Below are 749 nucleotides of genomic sequence, written 5' to 3'. Positions count from 1 at the left end.
ATATGCCAAGTATGGACAGTTGCATGAATTACAACAGCTAGGCATGACAATGGATCAAGTGGCCATGTTAAATACGTTGACCATTGGTGAGTTAGAACTCTTTTCTGCAGAGCTTGGTAATGAGCTTATAGCGATTAATAGCGCTTATTTTATTCAGCAATTAACCAGGTTAAAAATCCCTCCTATGTGCGTTGATTTCTTAACCCACGGGGCATCTAACGGTGTAATGAAGGAACTCTTTAAAGTCAGTGACCATACATGTGCTGATTGGCGTAGGTTTATTGAAACATCAGAACAATTTAAACAGCGTTCTATTCCTACCACTTGTTATCAAGCGATATGGGATGACATTGAACTATTACCTCAACCGTTAAAACCCACTGCAGAAGAATTGCTAACGCTGGCAAAGGCTCACAAGGTGGGCATCGGCGCGATTTGGTCTGATATCAAAAAAGGAAAGTAATATGACAAATAACAACAAAAATCCACCGAGCAAAGGCAAGGTTAAGAATAAAGTGGGGTTATTGCGCAGCAATGCTTCGATCGCACTTCATGCAAGTGATTCCGTGTTGCTATGGCATGGACGTAAAGACAAGGTGCAAGGTTTGCCTGGATTCTTTGCTAGGACAGCTGTGCTTGAAACTTCTGCAGCCAAAGATGATCCCTACGCTGACCATGGACTGATTTTGATTGAAAACGCGCTGAATGAAGCGTTCCTGGTGATTGAACAACTGAGTTCAGCACAATCT

2 protein-coding genes are annotated in these 749 nt (G+C 42.2%); both read left to right on the top strand.

What is annotated here, in order from left to right; translation table 11 throughout:
* A partial coding sequence (locus L2748_RS24175) for an STY4526/YPO1902 family pathogenicity island replication protein (RefSeq protein ID WP_220783576.1) occupies positions 1 to 463 on the top strand: 463 nt, incomplete at its 5' end.
* A gap of 1 nt (position 464) precedes the next feature.
* Positions 465 to 749, top strand: a 285-nt coding sequence (locus L2748_RS24170; protein WP_248957840.1) for an AcaB family transcriptional regulator, incomplete at its 3' end; no start/stop codon positions are given.

The sequence above is a fragment of the Shewanella sairae genome (assembly GCF_023283535.1).
GTDB classification, from domain to species: domain Bacteria; phylum Pseudomonadota; class Gammaproteobacteria; order Enterobacterales; family Shewanellaceae; genus Shewanella; species Shewanella sairae.
This window is presented reverse-complemented; position numbering and strand designations above follow the sequence as displayed.